Origin of the sequence: Alloalcanivorax venustensis (assembly GCF_047495515.1) — a bacterium.
In the GTDB taxonomy this organism is placed as follows: domain Bacteria; phylum Pseudomonadota; class Gammaproteobacteria; order Pseudomonadales; family Alcanivoracaceae; genus Alloalcanivorax; species Alloalcanivorax venustensis.
Window position 1 is genome coordinate 1621427 of the sequence record NZ_CP179934.1, and the last position, 19495, is coordinate 1640921.

Here is a 19495-nt window from a genome sequence, read left to right on the forward strand (position 1 = left end):
TTGTGCGAGCGGGCCATGCCCGCGAAAGGGAGCGAAGCTCCCGGCAGGATGCCAGAGACACCTCTAACGACAGCACCAACACACTCTCTGGAATCCTGCCGGCCGGCAAAGCCGGCCTTTCGCTTGCAGGCAAGCTCCCACAAGCCGAGCTACTGAGCAGGCCGCACAGCGGCCAGCATCAGCGCCACCGCCTGGTCGCTGACTGCCTCCATGTCCTGCCGGTCCACATAAATGCCGTCCAGCAACAGCCGGCACAGGCCGTGCAGCGTGGCCCAGCTGGCCTGGGCCACGCGCAGGGCGTCGGTGCCGCCGGGCAGGTGGGCGCCGATGCCGTCCGCCTGCAGCTTATCCACGTAACGCCGGAAGCAGCCGTGCGCCACCCGCGTCAGCGACTCGGTGGGGCGCCCGGTCTTCCACAGGGTGCGCCCGAACATCAGCTCGTACTGCTCCGGGTCGTCGCAGGCGAAGCGCAGATAGCCGCGCACGAAACGGCGCAGCCCGGGCTCCGGGTCGTCCGCCCGGAAGTCGGCCTCTTCCATCAACCGGTCCAGCCGGCGGAAGCCGTCCTCGGCGAGGGCGCAGAGCAGCGCGTTCTTATCGGTGAAGTGGTGGTAGGGCGCGGTGCGCGACACCCCGGCGCGTTCCGCCAGGCGCCGCAGCGACAGCCCTTCCACGCCCTGTTCGCGCAGCAGTACGGCGGCCTCGCGAAGCAGGGCGGCGTGCAGGTCTCCGTGATGGTAGCGGCCCGGTTGCGTCATGGTGGTTGCCTGTCTTTCGAAGTCACGGATGTTATCTTGACAGCGTCAACATAGCACCCTATCTTGACGGCGTCCAGATTGCAGCCAGGCGGCCGCCGCGCACGACGTTGCGCGGCCCGCCCAGCCCACACAGGAGAACACCATGGCGGCCAACGGTTATTCCCACCTGCTTTCCCCCCTGGATCTGGGGCATACCCAGCTCAAGAACCGGGTGATCATGGGGTCCATGCACACCGGCCTGGAAGACCGTTTCTGGCACTATCCGAAGCTGGCCGCCTATTTCGCCGAGCGGGCGCGGGGCGGGGTGGCCCTGTCCGTGACCGGCGGCATCAACCCCAACCGCCACGGCTGGTTCTACCCGCTGTCCGGCACCTTCAACAGCAAGCTGGATATCCGCAACCACCGCAAGATCACCGAGGCGGTGCACCGCGAAGGCGGCAAGATCGCGCTGCAGGTGCTGCACGCCGGCCGCTACAGCTACCACCCGTTCTCCCGCTCCGCCTCGGCGATCAAAAGCCCGATCAACCCGTTCAAGCCCAAGGCGATGAGCACCCGCGAAGTGCGCTCCACGGTGCAGGACTTCGCGCGCACCGCCGAGCTGGCCAAGGAAGCCGGCTACGACGGCGTGGAAATCATGGGCTCCGAGGGCTATCTGATTAATCAGTTCACCGCGCCGCGCACCAACAAGCGCAGCGACGAGTACGGCGGCAGCGCCGAAAACCGCCGCCGCTTCCCGGTGGAGATCGTCGAGGAAACCCGCCGCCGCTGCGGCGAGGACTTCATCATCATGTACCGCCTCTCGGTGATTGATCTGGTGCCCGACGGCAGCACCCGTGAGGAGGTGCTGGACCTGGCCCGCGCCATCGAAAAAGCCGGCGCCAGCCTGATTAACAGCGGCATCGGCTGGCACGAAGCGCGGGTGCCCACCATCGTCACCTCGGTGCCCCGGGCGGCGTTCGCGGAAGTCACCCGCCAGGTGAAAAACGTGGTGTCGATCCCGGTGGTGGCCTCCAACCGGATCAACGATCCGGACACCGCCGAGCGCATCATCGCCAGCGGCCAAGCGGACGCGGTGTCCATGGCGCGGCCGCTGCTGGCGGACTCGGAGTTCGTCAACAAGGCCGCCGAAGGCCGCGCCGACGAGATCAACACCTGCATCGCCTGCAACCAGGCCTGCCTGGATCACACCTTCGAGCTCAAGCGCGCCTCCTGCCTGGTGAACCCGCGCGCCTGCCACGAAACCGAGCTGGTCTATCTGCGCACCGCCACGCCCAAGAAAGTGGCGGTGGTGGGTGCCGGCCCCGCCGGGCTGGCCTGCGCCACGGTGGCGGCGGAGCGCGGCCACGACGTGACCCTGTTCGACCAGGCCGGCGAGATCGGCGGTCAGTTCAACATGGCCAAGGTGATCCCCGGCAAGGAAGAGTTCCACGAGACCCTGCGCTACTTTCAAAAGCGCATCGAGCGCACCGGCGTCAAGGTGGTGCTCAACCGGCGCGTGGAAAGCGACGAGTTGGAGCGCGAAGGCTTCCAGGAAATCGTCATCGCCACCGGGGTGTCCCCGCGCCGGCCGGGCATCGACGGCATCGACCACGCCAAGGTGGTGTCCTACGTGGACGTGCTGCGCGGCAAGGTGCAGGTGGGCGAACGCGTGGCGATCATCGGCGCCGGCGGCATTGGCTTCGACGTGGCGGAATTCCTGGCCGAAGCGCCCCGCGACGGCGCCCAGCCGCTGCCCGAATGGCTGGCGGAGTGGGGCGTGGATTTCAACGCGGACACCCGTGGCGGCCTGGTGGACAAGCACCCGGAAACCCCGGCGCGGAAAATCTACCTGCTGCAGCGCAAGGAGAGCACGCCGGGCAAGGGGCTGGGCAAAACCAGCGGCTGGGTGCACCGCGCCACGCTCAAGCACCGCAATGTGGAGATGCTGCCCGGTTGCAGCTACGACCGTATCGACGATCATGGCCTGCACATCACGCAGAACGACAAGCAGGGTTTGCTGGAAGTGGACCAGGTGGTGATCTGCGCCGGGCAGGAGTCCCTGCGCGAGCTGTACCAGGAAGGCGCCGCCAACCACCATCTGATCGGCGGCGCCGACCTGGCCGCCGAGCTGGACGCCAAGCGCGCCATCAAGCAAGGGTCGGAGCTTGCCGCGCGGCTTTAGCCGCGCGCTCGTAGGAGCGGGCCTTGCCCGCGAAAGGCCGGCAAAGCCGGCCGGCAGGATTCCAGAGAGGGTGTTGGTGCTGTCGTTAGAAATCTCTCTGGCATCCTGCCGGTAGCTTCGCTCCCTTTCGCGGGCGAGGCCCGCTCCTACAAGGTGGTTTTTATTTTAGCTCTTTGGAAGTCAATCCGAGGACGCGGCGGGCGATGATCAGCTTCTGGATCTGCTGGGTGCCTTCGAAGATGTCGAGGATCTTGGAATCCCGCGCCCATTTCTCCAGCAGCTCGTCCTCGGTGTAGCCGATGGAGCCGGCCAGTTCCACGCATTTGAGGGTGACGTAGTTGCCCACGCGGCCGGCCTTGGCCTTGGAGATTGAGGCCTCCACCGAGTTGGACTGCTTGTTGTCGGCCATCCAGGCCGCTTTCATGGCCAGCCAGTAGGCCGCTTCCCATTCCGCTTCCATGCGGTACAGCTCCGCCTCGGCGGCGCTGGCGTTGTCCACCGGCTTGCCGTAGTCGTACTCGATCGCTTCGCTGAGCAGTTCCCGGGTCCGTTCCAGCGACGCCTTGGCCACGCCCAGGGCGAAGCAGGCCACCAGCGGCCGGGTGTTGTCGAAGGTTTCCATCACGCCGCCGAAGCCCTTGGTGTCCACCTCGGGGTTGCCGAGCAGGTTCTCCTTGGGCACCCGGCAATCGTTGAAGGTGATCGCGGCGGTGTCGGAGGCGCGAATGCCGAGCTTCTTCTCCAGACGCGCCAGCTCCATGCCCGGCGTGCCCCATTCCACCACGAACGACTTGATCGCCGCGCGGCCCAGCTTGGGGTCCAGGCTGGCCCACACCACCACGCAGTCGGCGCGCTCGCCGGAGGTGACGTAGATCTTCTCGCCGTTGAGCACATAGTGGTCGCCGTCTTCCTTGGCGGTGGTGCGGATCGCCGCCGAGTCGGAGCCGGCGCCGGGTTCGGTGATCGCCATGGCCGCCCATTTGCCCTTGAAGCGCTCCAGCTGCTCGTCGGTGGCGACCGCGGCGATGGCCGCGTTACCCAGGCCCTGGCGCGGCATGGCGAGCAGAAAGCCGGTGTCGCCGTAGCAGAATTCCAGGGCGCCCAGGCAGGTCATCATGTTGGCGCCGTTCTTCACGCCGCCGTCTTCCTGCACCTTGCCCTTGCCGGTCTGGCTGGCGCCGGCGGAGTTGGCCGGGTCGCCTTCGTTGAAGCCGTCCAGCACCGAGGCGACCATGTCCAGCTCCTTGGGGCGCTGGTGTTCGGCACGGTCGTATTTGCGGGAGATGGGCCGGAAGGTGTTCAGGGCCACCTGCCGGGCATTGTTGATCACCGGTTTGAATTTCTTCGGAATCTCGATGTTCATGCTGTCTCTTCCGTTATGGGTGCGGGCGGCGTTACAGGTGCAGGCCGCCGAAGACCACGCCGATCGCGCGCAGATCGCGATACCAGCGTTCCACCGGGTATTCGTGGGTAAAGCCGTGGCCGCCCAGCAACTGGACGCCGTCGGTGCCGATCTGCATCGCCTTGTCCTTGACCAGGGTGCGGGCCAGGTGCGTTTCGCGCTGGAAGGGTTTGCCCTGCTCGGCGCGGCACACGGCGCGGTAGGTGAGCATGCGCATGGCGTCCAGCTCGATGGCGATGTCGGCGACCATGAACGCCACCGCCTGGCGGTGGCTGATCGGCTCGCCGAACGCTTTGCGTTCGTTGCAGTAGGGCACCACGTAGTCGAGTACCGCCTGGGCGGTGCCGATGGCCAGCGCGCACCAGGCCAGGGTGCCCAGATCGATGAACTCACGGTAGTTGAAATCGTCGTCGCCGAGGCGGTTGGCGTCGGGCACGCGCACCTTGTCCAGCAGCAGCGGTCGCTGACCGCTGGCGCGGATGCCCATGGACGGATCGTCGCCGGCGCTGAGGCCGTCACTGCCGCCTTCGACGATGAACACCGCTGGGCCGTCGCCGGTTTCGGCGACGACCAGGAACAGTTCCGCTTCGGCGGCCAGCGGCACCAGGGATTTCTCGCCGCTGAGCAGCCAGTCGTCGCCGTCGCGGGTGGCGGTGGTGCGCAGCGTCATGGGATCGAACAGCGGACGGGGCTCGCACACCGCGATGGTGGCCAGGGGCGCGTCCTCACCGGCGAAGGTGGACAGGTACTTATCCTGCTGCACGGCGGAGCCCCAGCGGGTCAGGGCGTTGGCCACGCCCATCGGCGCCAGCACCGCCACCGCCTGGCCCATGTCGCCGCGCGCCAGCTCCTCGGCCACCAGCATGCTGGTCACCGTGGAGCGTTCGGCGGCGGCGCCGCCCAGGGCTTCGGGTACGGCGAAGAAATTCAGGCCCAGTTCCCGGGCCTGGCTTTGCACGTCGTCGCTGGTGCGTTGCTCGGCGTCCGACTGTTCCGCGTTTTCGCGCAGCACCTCGGCGGCGAAGGCCCGCACGCTGTCGCGGATCATCTGCTGCTCGTCGGTGATGCCCAGGTCGAACAGGCCGGTGGTGTGCCCCGGCGCGTCGAGACGCTGCGGCTTGTCGGACGGATTGTTGGATTTAAACGCGCGGGCGCTGGTGGTGATCACCTGGAAGCCGCCCTTGGTGAGGCGGTAGGCAAGCCGCTCCGCGGTGTGGCGCATACCCAGGCGGTCGAGCATCGATGAGCCGGCCAGCCGGTTCAGCGCGCTCAGGGCAAAGCCGATTGCGTCTTTCGCCATGATCCCTTCCCGTTATTCAGTGGTAACGAATGAAGGTTGATTATCAGGCAGATCGGCTGAGTCTCATTGACTCCCTTGCCTTTCGCGCACGGCGACGCGGCCACCGGCTGTTTCTACGGCCAACTTTCAACGCCAACAAAAAAGGGCCGGCGGATGCCGGCCCTTTTTGGGTTGAAGAGAACGCTGGACGACTTAGTCGTTGTCGTACTGCGCTTCTTCGGTGGTCGCTTTCATGATCGCTTCCACGCGGCGGTTCTGAGCGCGGCCGTCGCGAGTGCTGTTATCAGCAATCGGCTTGGCTTCGCCGTAACCTTCGGTGGTGATCCGGCTCTCGTCGATGCCGAACTCTTCAACCATGACACGCTTCACCGCATCCGCACGCTTCTCGGAAAGCTGCTTGTTGTAAGCAGCGGAACCGGTGCTGTCGGTGTGGCCTTCAAGCACCAGGTCAGCGGACGGGTACTGGTACATCTGATCGCTCAGGCTTTCCAGTTCCGGGTAGGAGGTTTCACGAACTTCCGCTTTGTCGAGACCAAACTCAACATACAGGGTTTCGCGCACGTCCTTGGTCAGGTATTCCTGACAACCTTTGTCGTCAACCTTGGCGCGTGCCGGCGTATCCGGGCACTCGTCCTTGCTGTTCACGACGCCGTCGCCGTCGTCATCCAGCTCACAGCCCTGAGCGTCAACACTGGCGCCCGCGGGAGTGCCCGGACAGCGGTCGTTGGAATCCGGCACACCGTCGTTGTCGCTGTCGGTGGCGGTTTCGGTAACCGGCTCGGGTTCCGGCTCGTCGTCATACTGCGCGCCGACCAGAACGTTCAGGGCGGCGTAGACCTGGCCGTCCCAGCGCTCGGAGCGGAAGCTGTAGGTCGGCCGTGCGCCGACGTCGATCAGGAAGTTGTCGGCGAGAGCGGTTTGTACACCGAACTCGATGCCGCCGGTGGTTTCCTTGAAATCATCGTCGCTTTCGGTGTTGAACTCGGTGCGGGTTTCACCGGCGCCGAGACCGACATAGCTTTCGATCGGGCCGTCGCCGTTAAAGTGACGACGCAGGCTGGCGAAATTGTTCCGCAGGTACACTTCACCGTCGCTGGTGGACATGTTGTTGCGATCGTACCAGGCCTGTACGGACCAGTTTTCGCTGAAGCGATAACCGATCTGGGCGCCGGGCATGGTGACGGTGTCGTTTTCGAAAGCGTTGTCGGCAAGGTAGCCGTCGCCTTCGTAGTGATCACCGATATCCAGCCAGCTTTGGCCGATGTGACCACCCAGGTAGAAATACCGATCCGGAATGGTGTCCTCGGCAACGGCCGTAGTGGCAACGGCTAACGATGCGCAAGCAATACTGGATGCGAGAAAGCGTTTGGCGTCCATAGCTCCTTCCTTGTTTTTTAGTAGGCAGAAATTCAGCATCTGCAGTTTTGCTCCCTGAGACTTAACTGTAAATGCCAGTAAGGAGTTTAATAAACAAATTTACAAAGGAGCGGCAAGAAAGGTGTGAAAAAGAATAATTTTTGTAAAAACTAGGTTTTTATTGTGAGTGGGGTGTGATGATTAAGTGTTAAGCGTGGCGGTCGGAGTGACGATGCTCGTTACGGCTTTGATACAAAGCGTAATCGGCCTCATTGAGAAGCGCGTTCAGCCGGCGCCCGCTGTTCTCGGTGCTGGCCGCGCCGATGCGGATTTCAAAACCCGCCAGGCCTTCGTCGGTCTGCACCTGAATGCTGGCGGTGAGCGAACGCAACCCTTCCGCCATGTGCAAGGCGTCGTTGAAATCGGTATGCGGTAATACCAGTAAAAACTGCGCGCCGTCGATACGGCCGAACAAATCGCTCTCACGGATTTTATCGCGAATGCGTTCAGAAAAAATCCGTAATAACCGGTCGCCGGTGTGACGTCCGTACCGATCGGCGATATCCACGAAGTCGACGATGTCCACCAATAAAATCGATACCGGATGATCGTGGCGCTGGCTGAGCGACAATTCCCGCTCAAGCATGCTCATAAGATGGGGGCGGTTGAACAAACCGGTGAGATGGTCTTCGCGGGCCTGCTGACGCAGCTTCCGGTTGTCGCGGGTCACCGCCGCCAGTTTCGCCAGCAGCGGATAGCACAAAGGCGGAACCAGCAGCAGGGGAATCAGCAGCGCCAGCGACAGCGCCGCCAGCCAATCCCGCTGGCCGGTGAGCAGCACGCCGACGGTGGTGATCAACAGGGAAGCCACCAGGCTGATCACGGTGAACACGGCGGTCAGGCGCAAGGCGAAAAAGCGGTCGGAATTGAGAACCGGTGTGTAGTGGCTGAAGCGACCTTCCGGTGCACTGGCCATTAACGCCCCCCACGGCTGCGGTTAAAGGGGGAAGTATCCGGTCTGGCGGGCGAGGGTGCAAGGCCTCGCGGGGTCACTGCTCCACGGAGAGCAGCTCTTCCTTGAGATTGTCGGAGTACGGATCGTCTCCGAACCAGATCGAGAAGTAGGCCTGGGCGAAATCCTCGCCCTGTTCCTCAGCCAGCTTCTCGCCGTTGAGGCGCAGCACCATGGACTGGTCTTCATCGTAGTCCAGCGTGTAGCGGTCGCCGTCGCGGGTGGTCCGGTAGTGGCTGTTAAAGGCGTCGATGCGCTCTTTCAACGCTTCGAAGGTGTCTTCGCCGACGTTGCGCTCAATCATCTTGCGCGCCGCCTTGGCGAAGGCGTCGCCGGGCACCTCCCGATTGTAGCCGAAGGCCAGACGCATGGGCGGCGCCAGCGGATCGGCGGCGCCGCAGTCGGCGCGGAACAGCGACGCCTGGCCGACGTTGAACACTTTAAGCGCCTTGACGTCGGCGCTGGAGCAGCGCGACATGTCTTCGAAGTCAGCGGCATGGGCGCCGCTTCCCAGCGCCATGGAAACCAACAAAGCAAGCGGCAGTGTCAGGGATGCTCGCGCAGCCATCGGCTGAATCCTCCTAGAATGGGAAGTTGCTGGTCCAGGCCCTGGCTGCTGTCCCAGAAGTCCTGGTGAAAAATCACTTTGCCCTGGTCATCGAAACGAAGATGGGAGACCCCGATGGTGCGAACGTCCCGTTCGCTGCCGAGGATGCTGAAACGGGTCTCCATGAACCACAGCAGAAAGAAGTCTTCACCGTCTTGCCAGCGGTTCTGGATATCCAGGCTCATGTAATCAAGCCGCTCGGCGGTTTTCAGTAAGTGGGCCTTGAGCTGGTCGCGTCGGTAGACGGTGGACAAGGTATCGTTGAAGTAGATGTCCTCGGCGTAGACGTCCTCGATGTGGTTCTCGATATGGTCCGCGTCGATCGGCGAGTACAGCGCCACGAAGCGATCCACGGCCTGATCCGACACCCGGGTGCTGCCGGGCCGTTCGCGCACTGCCTGTTCATAGAGGTGGGCATAACCGGAGGGACCGTCCGCGCGGCTGGCGCAGCCGGTGACGGCGAACAGTAACAGGGCGATGAGCGGTAGCGGATTCGATTTCATGACGCCAATGTCCGCCAGCACCGGTGAATCGACCGTGAAGCCGGTTCACGGACCATTGACGGTGGGCGGCCCAAGCTCGCCGCATGAATAAATCATTCGCCGCCCTGGCGATCAACTTCGTGGGTTTTCAACTGCTCTGGTTCGTCGCCGTTTACGGTGGCGCCCATGGGTGGGGATGGGCTGCCTGGCTGGTACTGGTGGCGATGCAGGCGGGCGTGTGGGCGCTCAACCGCGCCTGGCGCGCGGACCTCGCGCTGCTCGCCGCCGGCGCCGTGGCCTGTGTGCTGTTCGAGCCGTTATGGCTGGCGCCGTCGCTGCTTGAATACGCCGACTGGTCGCGACAGTGGGTGGCCCCGGACTGGATCTGGGCACTATGGCTGGGTTTCGCGGTGAGCTTCAACTATTGCCTGGCCTGGCTGCGCCCCAAGTTGTTGCTGGCGGCGCTGTTCGGTGCCTTCGGCGGTGTATTCTCGGTAACCGTGGGAATCAACTTCGGCGCCGCCACCACCCCGCAGGGCTGGTGGCTGCTGGCCCTGAGCTACGGCGCCGTGTGGTCGATGGTGGTGCCGGCACTGGCCTATCTGGCGCGCCGTCTCGATGAGGAACGAGGTCGTTATGCCTGAAATTCTGATTTTCAGTCTGGTTCTGCTGGTGATGGTGTTCACCCTGGCCTGGGCGGTCCAGTGGACCAACGGTAATGCCGGCTACGTGGATGTGGCCTGGAGCTTCAGTACCGGGCTCACCGGCCTGGCCTACTTGCTGGCCGGCGGCGGCGACCCCTTGCCGCGCCTGGCGGCCGGCGCCCTATTGCTGCTCTGGTCGGTGCGGCTGGGCAGCCATATTTTCCGTCGCGTCACCGGCGAGGGCAGCGAGGACGGCCGCTACGCCGCCATGCGCCAACGGTTGGGCAAAGCCACTCAGCCGGTGTTCCTGGTGGTGTTCTGGCTGCAGGCCGGCCTGGCCTGGGCGTTCTCCCTGCCGTTCTGGGTGATCGGCGGCCAGCCGGACTTCCGGCCGCCGCTGGTGGTGCTGGGCGTGATCATCGGTGTGGTGTCGATCGTCGGCGAGGCGATGGCGGACCGGCAGCTGGCCCGCTTCAAGGCGCGGCCGGACAGCAAGGGCAAGACCTGCCGGGAAGGTCTGTGGCGCTATTCCCGGCACCCCAACTATTTCTTCGAATGGCTGCACTGGTTCAGCTACCCGTTGATCGCCGTGGGTGCCGCCCTGGCCGGCTGGCTGTGGCTGTTGCCGGTGGCCATGTTCCTGTTCCTGTGGTTCGTCACCGGTATCCCGCATACCGAGAAACAGGCCCTTAAATCCCGTGGTGACGATTACCGCGAGTATCAGCGCACCACCAGCCCCTTTATTCCCTGGAGACCCGCTTCATGATCATTCGCCTGGCGGAGTCCGGCCTGGTTCCGGATTTCCTGGTACGCGGCGGCATTCGCCATCTGTTGGGTAAACGTCTTGCCCAGGAGAAGCAGCACGAGACCGACCCGGAGGCGTTGCTGCGCACGCTCTCCCAGGGCCCCATCGCGGTGGCCCAGGACGAGGCCAATGAACAGCACTACGAAGTGGATTCGCGCTTTTACGAGCAGGCGCTGGGCCCGCATCTGAAGTATTCCAGTGGCCTCTGGCAGGCCGGCTGCGAGACCCTGGCGGACGCCGAGGCGGCGATGCTGGCCCTGAGCTGCGAGCGCGCCCAGCTGGCCGACGGCCAGGATATTCTTGAGCTCGGCTGTGGCTGGGGGTCGCTGACCCTGTGGATGGGCGCCCGCTACCCGGGCAGCCGCATCACCGCGGTGAGCAACTCCGCCACCCAGAAAGAATGGATCATGGCCCGCGCCGCCGAGCGCGGGCTCGACAATGTGCGCGTGATCACCGCAGACGTCACCGTGTTCCAGCCGGAACAGACCTTCGATCGGGTGGTGTCGGTGGAGATGTTCGAGCACATGCGCAACCACCGTGAGCTGATGCGGCGCGTGCACGACTGGCTCAAGCCCGGCGGCAAGCTGTTCGTGCATATTTTCTGCCATCGCAATCTGACCTATCTGTTCGAAACCGAAGGCGAAAGCAACTGGATGGGCCGCTACTTTTTCACCGGCGGCATGATGCCGTCGTACGACTGGCTGCCGCGCTGCGCGGACCGGCTGTCGCTGGAGGATCGCTGGGCGGTGAACGGCACCCATTACGGCAAAACCCTGGAAGCCTGGCTGGCACTGGCGGACCGCAAACGGCAAACGCTGATCCCGCTACTGGAAGAGTGCTACGGCGCCGGGCAGGGTAAATTGTGGCTGCAACGCTGGCGGATGTTTTTCATGGCCTGCGCCGAACTGTTCAATTATGGTGATGGCGAAGAGTGGTTCGTGGGCCACTATCTGTTCCGCCGAGAAGAATGAGACTGGCATGACGCGTAAAGGTGTTCAGCACCGCCTTACCCGGGTTTTCCTGATCCAGATTCTGTTCATCAGTTTCGCCACCGTGTTCGGGGTCTGGGCCACGGCCCAGATCATCGAACAGGTGCTGGTCAAGGAAGCCCTGATCAAAGAGGCGGACCATTACTGGAGCCTTTACGACGAGGACGACGATTTCCCCCGCCCCAATACCCGCCATCTGCTCGGTTTGCTGGTGGACCCGGACACCCGGGACCCGGTGCCGGAGATGCTCGCCGAGCGGCCGGACGGCTACCAACGCGCGCAGATCGGCGACCAGAACCCGATCGTCTACATCGAAACGCGCGGCGACGCCCGTCTATATCTGATCTTCGATGAAAAGCGGGTGTCGGTGCTGGCGTTCCTGTTCGGCATTCTGCCGCTGACCGCCGTGTTGCTGGTGATCTACCTGACGTCCTTCCTGGGCTGGCGCAAATCCCGCGCCCTGGTCTCCCCCCTGGTGCAGCTGTCGGAAACGCTGCGCCACGCCAATGTGCACGACCCGGTGGAAGCGCGCCCGGACTTCAGCCAGGTGGAGGCGGAGCCCAACAGCGAGGCGAGCATCCTGATGGCCGCCCTGGACGCCTACGCCGACCGCCTGCTGCGGTTCGTGGAGCGCGAGCGGCAATTCACCCGCGACGCCAGCCACGAACTGCGCACGCCGCTGGCGGTGTTCCGCGCCAACCTGGAGCTGCTCGCCAAGCAGGTGGGCGACCGGCCGGTGATCAGCCGCATGTCCGACACCGTGGACGACATGGAAGCGCTGGTGGAGACCCTGCTGCTGCTGGCGCGCACCGAGCAGCAGCCGATTCAGGAAGAGGACCTGGTGGTCAACGACGTGGCGGTGAACCTGCTCGACCGCCTGCAGCCGCTGGCGGAGCGCAAGCAGATTCGCCTGCAGGTGAAACAGACCGCGCTGCTGACCCTGACCGCCTCGGAAACCGTGCTCAATATCGTGTTCACCAACCTGGTCCGCAACGCCATCAACTACAGCGGTTCCGGACAGGTCACCATCGTGGTGGCCGAGGACGCGGTGCACGTGGTGGACACCGGCGCCGGCATGGACAGCGAGGAACTGGCCCGCTTTCTACAGCCGTTCGAACGGGGCAACAGCAAGGAAGGCGGCCACGGCCTGGGCCTGGCCATCGTCCAGCGGCTCTGCGAGCGGTTTGATTGGCACCTGGACGTGGCCAGCCGGCCCGGCAAGGGCACCGAGGTGCGGGTGCGGTTCCGCTAGCGGTTAATGCACCGGCCCGCCTTCGGCGGTGAGCGGGGGCTGCATCCGGCCCTCCGAGAGCGCCAGCGGTTCCGCGTCACACCACATCAGAATCCCCTTGGCGTTGAGCGCATCGAGCAGCCTGTCGCGCACCTGGTCGGCGCAGCTGGGTGTGTTTTCCGGCAGCAGAATGGCGAACTGGTCACTGCCCAGATAGGCGGCCATATCCTGGTGGCGAATCAGCGCCGCCAGGGAATCGGCAACCAGTTGCCGTTGCTCATCGTCGAGACGGGTGCCATGCACTTTCAGGACCATGGAGCTGAGGCCGTAAGCCTGGCCGCGCCGCCGTTCGCCGTCCAGGATGCGAAGCCAGCCGGCCTCGTCCAGCAGGCCTGTTTCCGGATCGCGGCTCTCTTCTTCGAAGAACTCGGTGACCCGCTGCTGATCGAGCCCGGCCAGATTCCACACCAGGGCGGATTCCAGCAGGCGGGCTTGGCGTTTCAAGGCGGCCTGGACGTTCTCGTGGTCCAGATCGGGCCGTGGCTCGGGATCAAGCGCGCACAGAGTGCCGAACAGCGCTCCAGTATGGTCGCGCAGCGGCATCCCTACATACGCCCGTATCGAAAGTTGATCGGTGATAGGCGCATCGCGGTAGGCTTGTTGCCGGGTGACGTCCGAGCACGCCGGCGGTCCGAGCTCGTTTACTCGGCGATGGCAGATGCTGTCATGCCAGGCCAGCATGTCCCCGCGGCTCAGGTCGTACCCTTCGCCGCAGACGTTCAGTAATAACCAGTCCTCCCCACGGCGGCGGGTCAGAAACCACATCGCCATGCCGAACCGGGACTGCAGATCGAGCAGCTTGGTATCGACGAATTCCGTGAAAGAGTGTCTTTTCCCCCAAGGCATAGTTCTTATCGCATAGCACGTGAATGGCGCCGCCATTCTGTGCCTGAGATGCCAGGTCCGCAAGGGGGGCGGACTGACATCACACGGTGCGTGGCGGGCGGATGCTGAACCCCACGCCCGGCAGGGTTTCCAGAAGCGCGTGCTCGAACGGCTTGTCCACCGCCTTGCGCAGGTTGTAAAGGTGGCTGCGCAACGCGTCCGAATCGGGCACCAGGTCGCCCCAGAGCTCGTGCTCAAGCTGCTCGCGGCTGACCACCTTGGGGGATTCGCGCATCAGGATACGCAGAATGCGGAAGGCGGTGGGGGACAGCTTGAGAAGCTGCCCTTCGCGGCGCACTTCCTGACGGGCCGGATCCAGCTGCAGATCCGCCACCGTCAGCAGGTTGGGCGCCACTTCGCGGCGTTCGCGGCGCACCAGCGCCTGCACGCGGGCCACCAGCTCGGGCAGCGCGAAGGGTTTGACGATGTAGTCGTCACCGCCGCGGGCAAAGCCTTCCAGCTTGTCGTCCAGCTGGTCCCGGGCGGTCATGAAGATCACCGGGGTGTCCAGGGCCAGTTCCTTGCGCAGATACTGACAGAAACTGTAGCCGTCCTCCCCGGGCAGCATCACGTCCAGCACCAGGATGTCATAGTGATGCTCCTGGACCAGCGTGCGGGCCAGGGTGGTGTCGCTGGCGTAGTCCACCAGCGCGCCTTCCTGTTCCAGAAATTCGACCACGGTCTGCGCCAGTTGGCGGTGGTCTTCGACCAGTAAAACGGACAGATTTTTCACGGCATTCCCTCCTGTACCTGCGGACATAGTCCGCCCCGAAGCGTCAAGAAGCCGTCAATCATCATCACGTGATCGCGCGAAGTAGGCGCGCGCCGCCTGGTTGACCCGGGGCGCCAGGCGCAGGGAGGCGACCATGGTGGGCAGCGCCATCAGCGCGTACATGCTGTCGATCACCTTGATCACGACGCTCAGTGACCCCACCGCGCCAAGCACCACCAGCACCAGGTAAAACCACACATAGTGGTGCTGATGACGGGCGCCGATAAGAAAGCCCAGGCATTTGCTGCCGTAGTACCAGAACGTGAACACGGTGCTCAGGCTCAGCACCCCGACCAGCACCGCCAGGATCACGCCGCTGTAATCCAGGAACAGGATATTGAAAGCGTTCACGGTGAGGGAGACGCCGTTCGTGTCGCCGTCGCTCCATGCCCCGCTGATCAGAATCACCAGGGCCGTGCAGGTGCACACGATCAGGGTGTCGATAATCGGGCCCAGCATCGCCACCATGCCTTCGCGCACCGGTTCGCGGGTGCGGGCGGCGCCGTGGGCCATGGCCTCGGTGCCGATGCCGGCCTCGTTGGAAAACGCCGCGCGCCGGATGCCGGTGATGATCACCGCGCCCAGCACGCCGCCGGCGGCGGCCTCGCCGGTGAAGGCGTCGCGCACGATCAGGGTGAGCGCCGGCCACACCTGGTCCGCGTGCAGCACCAGCACCACCGCGGTGAGCAGCATGTAACCGGCCACCATGGCCGGCACCAGAATACCGGTGACCCGGCCGATGCGCGGCAGCTTGCCCGCCACCACCGCGAGCACCACGGCGGCCAGCAGCAGCCCGAACAGCAGGTCGAACAGGAAGTGGTCGTCGGCGCCGGTCCAGCCGGCGGGCACGGCGATCGCCTCGCGGATGATTTCGGTGAGCTGGTTGACCTGAAAAATAGGCATGGTGCCGAGCAGGCCGGCGAGCGCGAAAAAGTACGCCAGCGGCCGCCAGCGCGGGCCGAGCGCCTCGCGGATAATGTACATGGGTCCGCCCTGGAGCTGGCCCTCGCTGTCCCGGCCCCGGTACATCACCGCCAGGGTGCAGGTGTAGAACTTGGTGGCGATGCCGAGAATCGCGCTCACCCACATCCAGAAAATGGCGCCGGGGCCGCCCACCGAGATGGCCACCGCCACGCCGGCCACATTGCCCATGCCCAGGGTGCCGGACAGGGCGGTGCTGAGCGCCTGGAAATGCGACAGCGTGCCCTCGTCCTTGCTGTCCGCCGGGCGGAACAACAGCCGCACGCCGTCAGGCAGATGCCGGTACGGCAGCAGCCGGGAGTACAGCAGGAAGAACAGGCCCCCGCCGACCAGCAGGGTGACCAGTGGCGGGCCCCACAGAAACCCCACCAGGGACCCCAGGGCGGCGTCCAGTCGTTCGAAGAAGTTATCCATGGAGAATCAGACTAGCAGGGTCGCGGCGCTACGTCAGTCGCGGTGGGTTAGTCACGGAGCGCGCCGACGCGGGCGAAACGCTGGCGGTAATGGCTCGGCGACAGGCCGGTATGGCGCTTGAACAGCCGCGAAAAGCTGCTCACGTCCTGGTAGCCCACCTGCTCCGCCAGATGGCTGAGGTTGGTGGCGCCGCGCTCCAGCATCTTGCGCGACGCCTCGATCCGCACGCGCTGCAGGTACTGCAGGGGCGGCTCGGCCAGGGCGCTGGTGAAGCGGCGCTGCAACTGGCGCGGGCTCAGGTGCACGCGCTCGGCCAGCTCCGCCAGGGTGGCCGGCTGGGCGTAGTGCTCGTGCAGCCAGGCCTGGACCTTCTGCACCTGCTCATCGCGGTGGTAGGTCTTGGCCGGCAGGCCGGCGTACACGCTCTGCGGGTCGTTGCGCACGTCGATCACGAACGCCTTGGCCAGCTCCCGGGCCATGTCGGCGCCGCAGAAGCGCTCCACCAGCAGAATGGTCAGGTCGCGCCAGGCGGTGCCGCCGCCGGCGCAGAAAATATTACCGTCGCGGGTGATCAGCTCGCGCTCGTCCAGGTTTACCCGCGGGTAGCGCTCCCGGAACAGCTGGCTGTAGCCCCAATGGGTGGTGGCGCGGCGGCCGTCCAGCAGACCGGCCTCGGCGAGCAGGAACGACCCGGTGCAGTTGCTGGCCAGATCGGCGCCGCCGGCGTGCAGAAAACGCAGCCACTCCAGGGTGTCGCGTTCGGCATGCAGCACCTGGGTGATCTCGTTGCCGATGGTGGGCACCACCACCAGGTCGCACTGGTCGACCCGCTCCAGGGCGGTGTCCACGGCGATGCGCATGCCCGCGGTGCAGCGCACCGGCTCGCCGCCACGGGACACCATCTGCACCTTGAACTGGCGGTTTAGCGGCTGCCCGTGAATGCGGTTCCAGGTCACGCCGGTGAGGTTGAGCAGATCCATCACCCCGGTCAGGGCGGACGCGAAAACGCCGTCGTAGGCGAGCACGCTGACATGGTACATCGTAGGTAGGGCCCCGCTTTGTCGTAAATCACCATGAATAAGTCATGGGCGACAATACCAGTCCGGGGCGGTCGCTGCCATCATAAGCGCCATCCTGACACAGAGCCGCGCTGGTTCTTACAGAGTCGCATATCGTCATCAGGCTCGGGAGCCTGCTTCGGCAGGCACGCTATGACGGTAATTTCGAGCCCCGCTCCCCGCGGGGCTTTTTTTTGCCCGCTCTACAGGTTCAGGTAGCGGTTCAGGTCGAGAATGCCGGCCTGGGTGGGCTGATGGGCTTCCATGTAGCGCAGCGGCGCGTGGAAGTGGGTCCAGAAGTCGGTCTGCGTGCGCCGCACCCCGAACCGTTCCACCAGGGCGGTGAAATCCTTCTCGCTCTCCACCGCCTGCATGGCCCCGGCGAACGCGCTCAGATCATCGTGTGCGACCCGGAAGATGAAGTTGGGGTAGCTCAGCAGCACACCGGGGTAGACGGTCAGGGTGTCCTTCTCCGGCTGGTAGCGCAGCGACTCGCCGAACATGAACGCCACGTTGGAGTGGGCGCGGTTGCGAAGCAGCGAGTACACCGCCTGCTCGCCGTCGCCGTCCACCAGCAGCAGGCTGGCCTCCGGCATATGGTCGACCACCGGCAGGCGCGCCGCCGGCTGCGAGGCGATGGCGCTGAGCGCCTGCTCCACGTCCCGTTCCAGGGCGGTGGCGTCGGCGCGGCTGCAATTGTCGCCGCCGCACCGGTTGATCGGATCAGGGCGGACGTTGAGGGCGCCGAACTGGCTGAGCAGGCCGGCGTTGAATTCGTTCATGGGGGTGGCGCTGTGGTAGTCGATCGCCGTGGGCACCTCGGTGTCCACGTCCTCGTAGCTCACCAGCAGCTTTAGCTGGCCGGTTTTCTGGTACCAGTTCTTGAGCACCTGCTTGCGGGTGTCGGCGGGCAGGAAACGCAGGGTGTTCTGCTCCGCGCCGTTGCGGATCAGGTCGAAGTAGAGCCGCGTCTGGGCCTTGTGCGACACCGAACCGAACACATCGAAGTTGGCCACCAGGCTGTAGTAGGTGCGCTCGAACAGGGGATAGTCCATCACCCAGCTGGTCAGCGGGTAGTCGCCGATCAGCCCTTTGCGCACCGAGGAGTTGTCGTGGTGGCGGAAGATGGTGAGCAGGGCGTTGGGGTTGCTGCCCTCGCCGTCCCAGATGTCGTTCCAGCCCGGGCCCTGCGGTTGTTCGGCGCGGTAGGCCTCGGCCCGTTCCCGCAGGTAGTCGTTGCGGCGCTTGGTGTATTTGATCCACTCCGGGCCCAGCTTGAGCAGGCTGTCTTCCTGGCCGGGCAGGGCGATCAGGCCGGAGACCCGGGCGCGATAATCGGGGTCGGTGATGTAGAGGTCGTGGTCCGGGTCCTGGAACACCGCCCAGAAGCGATCACGGATCACGTCGGTGGCGATCTGTCCGCGGCACACCGGCCCACGGATAAAGGTGCGCACGAAATACTCGGCGTCGTCGAGCATGATCTGGTAGCGCGCCCGGGCGGGCAGGGCGGCGAAGGTGGTAAAGGGGTTGGCCTTTTCCTCTTCGCTGTAGCCGGGCAGGGTGTCGATCTCCCAGGGCGTGTCGAACAGCAGGCTTTCCATGCGCCGGCGTTTGGCGTCGCTGAGCGCGAAGGTGATATGGGTCTTGTGGACGAGGGTGCCGGTGACCGGGCGCAGGCGATACCAGAAGCGCTCGCCCGGGTCGTCGTTGGGGCGCCGGGTGGCCACCGGCCGCACCGGTTCGCCGGGCGGTGTCAGGGAGCGTTCCAGGGTGAAGAAATGGTCCGGTTTGCGGTCCTCGCCCTGGTCGAAATAGAGGTGCGCCAGGAACAGGTGCTCATAGAGCCAGCGGGCGGCCAGTTGCTGGCGCTTGCCGTCCCGGTTGAACCAGGTTTCCCAGCCGCGCACCTGCTCGCGCTCCCGTTCGGACAGGGTGACCCGGTCGTCGCCGGGAGGGGCGCCCTGGGCCAGCCAGGTGCGCAGGGTGTTGAATTCGTCGTCACTGAGGGCCGGCGTGCCCAGCGGCATGCCGCCCAGAGGGTGCTCCTCGGCGTAGTCGTCCATTTCGTCCGGCGCCGGGCACTGGTTGTCCCGCTTGAGGCCCAGGGCGATCTCTTCCGGCAGGCGCTCACCGGGCTCGAAACGGTGGGCCCGGCCCAGTTCCAGCATCCGGTAGAGCAGCGATTCCTCCAGCCCGCGTTTGCTGTCGATCACCGAAAAGAAGCCGCGCTCGCGCCACTCGGCGGTGGTTTGCGCGTCGACGAAAAGACGGGTGGGGTCGGCCGCCTCGGTACGCTGGGCGTACACCGACATGGACGAGGCGCCGCGGTCGAGGCCGGCGGCGGTTTCCAGTTTCAGCTGGCAGGGCGCGTCGTAGCAGCCGTGGCAGGCGATGCACTTCTGCTCGATGACCGGCCGGATTTGCTGGTTGAAACTCACCGGCGCGACGGGGGCCGGGGTATCGGACGCCGCCGGCGCTTCATCGCAGGCCGCAAGCAGGGGAAGAATCAGCAGTAAGGCCCCGAGCAAGGGCAGACGGGTGGTTTCGACCATGGGTCCCTCCGGTTCAAATCGCCCGC

General features: G+C 65.0%; 17 protein-coding genes. 5 read left to right on the forward strand and 12 right to left on the reverse strand.

The annotated features are described in order from the left end of the window. Positions 1–149: 149 nt before the first annotated feature. On the reverse strand, positions 150–758 hold the full coding sequence (locus ACMG4O_RS07720) for a TetR/AcrR family transcriptional regulator (protein WP_142949508.1): 609 nt from the start codon (positions 756–758) through the stop codon (positions 150–152). A 142-nt stretch (positions 759–900) separates the two neighbouring features. Between ACMG4O_RS07720 and ACMG4O_RS07725 the strand changes: the two genes are divergently transcribed. After that, positions 901–2919, forward strand: a complete 2019-nt coding sequence (locus tag ACMG4O_RS07725) for an FAD-dependent oxidoreductase (RefSeq protein ID WP_414434807.1) — start codon at positions 901–903, stop codon at positions 2917–2919. Between the two features lie 160 nt (positions 2920–3079). Here ACMG4O_RS07725 and ACMG4O_RS07730 read toward each other — a convergent pair whose 3' ends face one another. The 6 genes from ACMG4O_RS07730 to ACMG4O_RS07755 all read right to left on the reverse strand — a co-directional run bounded on the left by ACMG4O_RS07730 (position 3080) and on the right by ACMG4O_RS07755 (position 9099). Beyond that, entirely contained in the window at positions 3080–4282 is a 1203-nt protein-coding gene (locus tag ACMG4O_RS07730) for an acyl-CoA dehydrogenase family protein (RefSeq protein WP_142949506.1), read from the reverse strand. Between the two features lie 31 nt (positions 4283–4313). Then, positions 4314–5621, reverse strand: a complete 1308-nt coding sequence (locus ACMG4O_RS07735) for an acyl-CoA dehydrogenase family protein (RefSeq protein ID WP_414434808.1) — start codon at positions 5619–5621, stop codon at positions 4314–4316. Between the two features lie 192 nt (positions 5622–5813). Further along, complete coding sequence (locus ACMG4O_RS07740) at positions 5814–6998, reverse strand: OmpA family protein (RefSeq protein ID WP_414434809.1); 1185 nt, start codon at positions 6996–6998, stop codon at positions 5814–5816. 187 nt (positions 6999–7185) lie between these two features. Then, complete coding sequence (locus tag ACMG4O_RS07745; RefSeq protein WP_414434810.1) at positions 7186–7953, reverse strand: GGDEF domain-containing protein; 768 nt, start codon at positions 7951–7953, stop codon at positions 7186–7188. Between the two features lie 73 nt (positions 7954–8026). Continuing rightward, positions 8027–8557, reverse strand: coding sequence for a chalcone isomerase family protein (locus ACMG4O_RS07750; RefSeq protein ID WP_414434811.1), 531 nt, complete (start codon positions 8555–8557; stop codon positions 8027–8029). Beyond that, complete coding sequence (locus ACMG4O_RS07755) at positions 8536–9099, reverse strand: nuclear transport factor 2 family protein (protein ID WP_414434812.1); 564 nt, start codon at positions 9097–9099, stop codon at positions 8536–8538. The genes ACMG4O_RS07750 and ACMG4O_RS07755 overlap by 22 nt, the downstream gene beginning before the upstream one ends. An 83-nt stretch (positions 9100–9182) precedes the next feature. Between ACMG4O_RS07755 and ACMG4O_RS07760 the strand changes: the two genes are divergently transcribed. From ACMG4O_RS07760 to ACMG4O_RS07775, 4 genes are read left to right on the forward strand one after another with little or no spacing between them, the layout of a single operon-like run. Next, entirely contained in the window at positions 9183–9722 is a 540-nt protein-coding gene (locus ACMG4O_RS07760) for a DUF2878 domain-containing protein (protein ID WP_194855829.1), read from the forward strand. Continuing rightward, positions 9715–10488, forward strand: coding sequence for a DUF1295 domain-containing protein (locus ACMG4O_RS07765; RefSeq protein WP_414434813.1), 774 nt, complete (start codon positions 9715–9717; stop codon positions 10486–10488). The genes ACMG4O_RS07760 and ACMG4O_RS07765 overlap by 8 nt, the downstream gene beginning before the upstream one ends. Further along, positions 10485–11498, forward strand: a complete 1014-nt coding sequence (locus tag ACMG4O_RS07770; RefSeq protein ID WP_414434814.1) for an SAM-dependent methyltransferase — start codon at positions 10485–10487, stop codon at positions 11496–11498. The genes ACMG4O_RS07765 and ACMG4O_RS07770 overlap by 4 nt, the downstream gene beginning before the upstream one ends. Before the next feature lie 7 nt (positions 11499–11505). After that, the gene (locus tag ACMG4O_RS07775) at positions 11506–12768 is read left to right on the forward strand and encodes a sensor histidine kinase (protein ID WP_194855832.1); all 1263 of its coding nucleotides are present in this window, start codon (positions 11506–11508) and stop codon (positions 12766–12768) included. A gap of 3 nt (positions 12769–12771) precedes the next feature. Here the strand turns inward: ACMG4O_RS07775 and ACMG4O_RS07780 are convergent, their stop codons facing one another. The 5 genes from ACMG4O_RS07780 to ACMG4O_RS07800 all read right to left on the reverse strand — a co-directional run bounded on the left by ACMG4O_RS07780 (position 12772) and on the right by ACMG4O_RS07800 (position 19469). Next, a complete protein-coding gene (locus ACMG4O_RS07780) occupies positions 12772–13653 on the reverse strand; it encodes a GAF domain-containing protein (RefSeq protein WP_185956945.1) in 882 nt (293 codons plus the stop codon). A gap of 79 nt (positions 13654–13732) precedes the next feature. Further along, complete coding sequence (locus ACMG4O_RS07785; RefSeq protein WP_142949496.1) at positions 13733–14425, reverse strand: response regulator transcription factor; 693 nt, start codon at positions 14423–14425, stop codon at positions 13733–13735. A 54-nt stretch (positions 14426–14479) separates the two neighbouring features. Further along, positions 14480–15859, reverse strand: coding sequence for an alanine/glycine:cation symporter family protein (locus ACMG4O_RS07790; protein WP_370233191.1), 1380 nt, complete (start codon positions 15857–15859; stop codon positions 14480–14482). Positions 15860–15906: 47 nt separating this feature from the next. Further along, positions 15907–16899 carry a GlxA family transcriptional regulator gene (locus ACMG4O_RS07795; protein WP_142949494.1) on the reverse strand — a complete coding sequence of 331 codons (993 nt, stop codon included), beginning with the start codon at positions 16897–16899 and terminating at the stop codon, positions 15907–15909. A 221-nt stretch (positions 16900–17120) separates the two neighbouring features. Further along, positions 17121–19469 carry a fatty acid cis/trans isomerase gene (locus ACMG4O_RS07800; protein ID WP_414434815.1) on the reverse strand — a complete coding sequence of 783 codons (2349 nt, stop codon included), beginning with the start codon at positions 19467–19469 and terminating at the stop codon, positions 17121–17123. Positions 19470–19495: the final 26 nt, after the last annotated feature.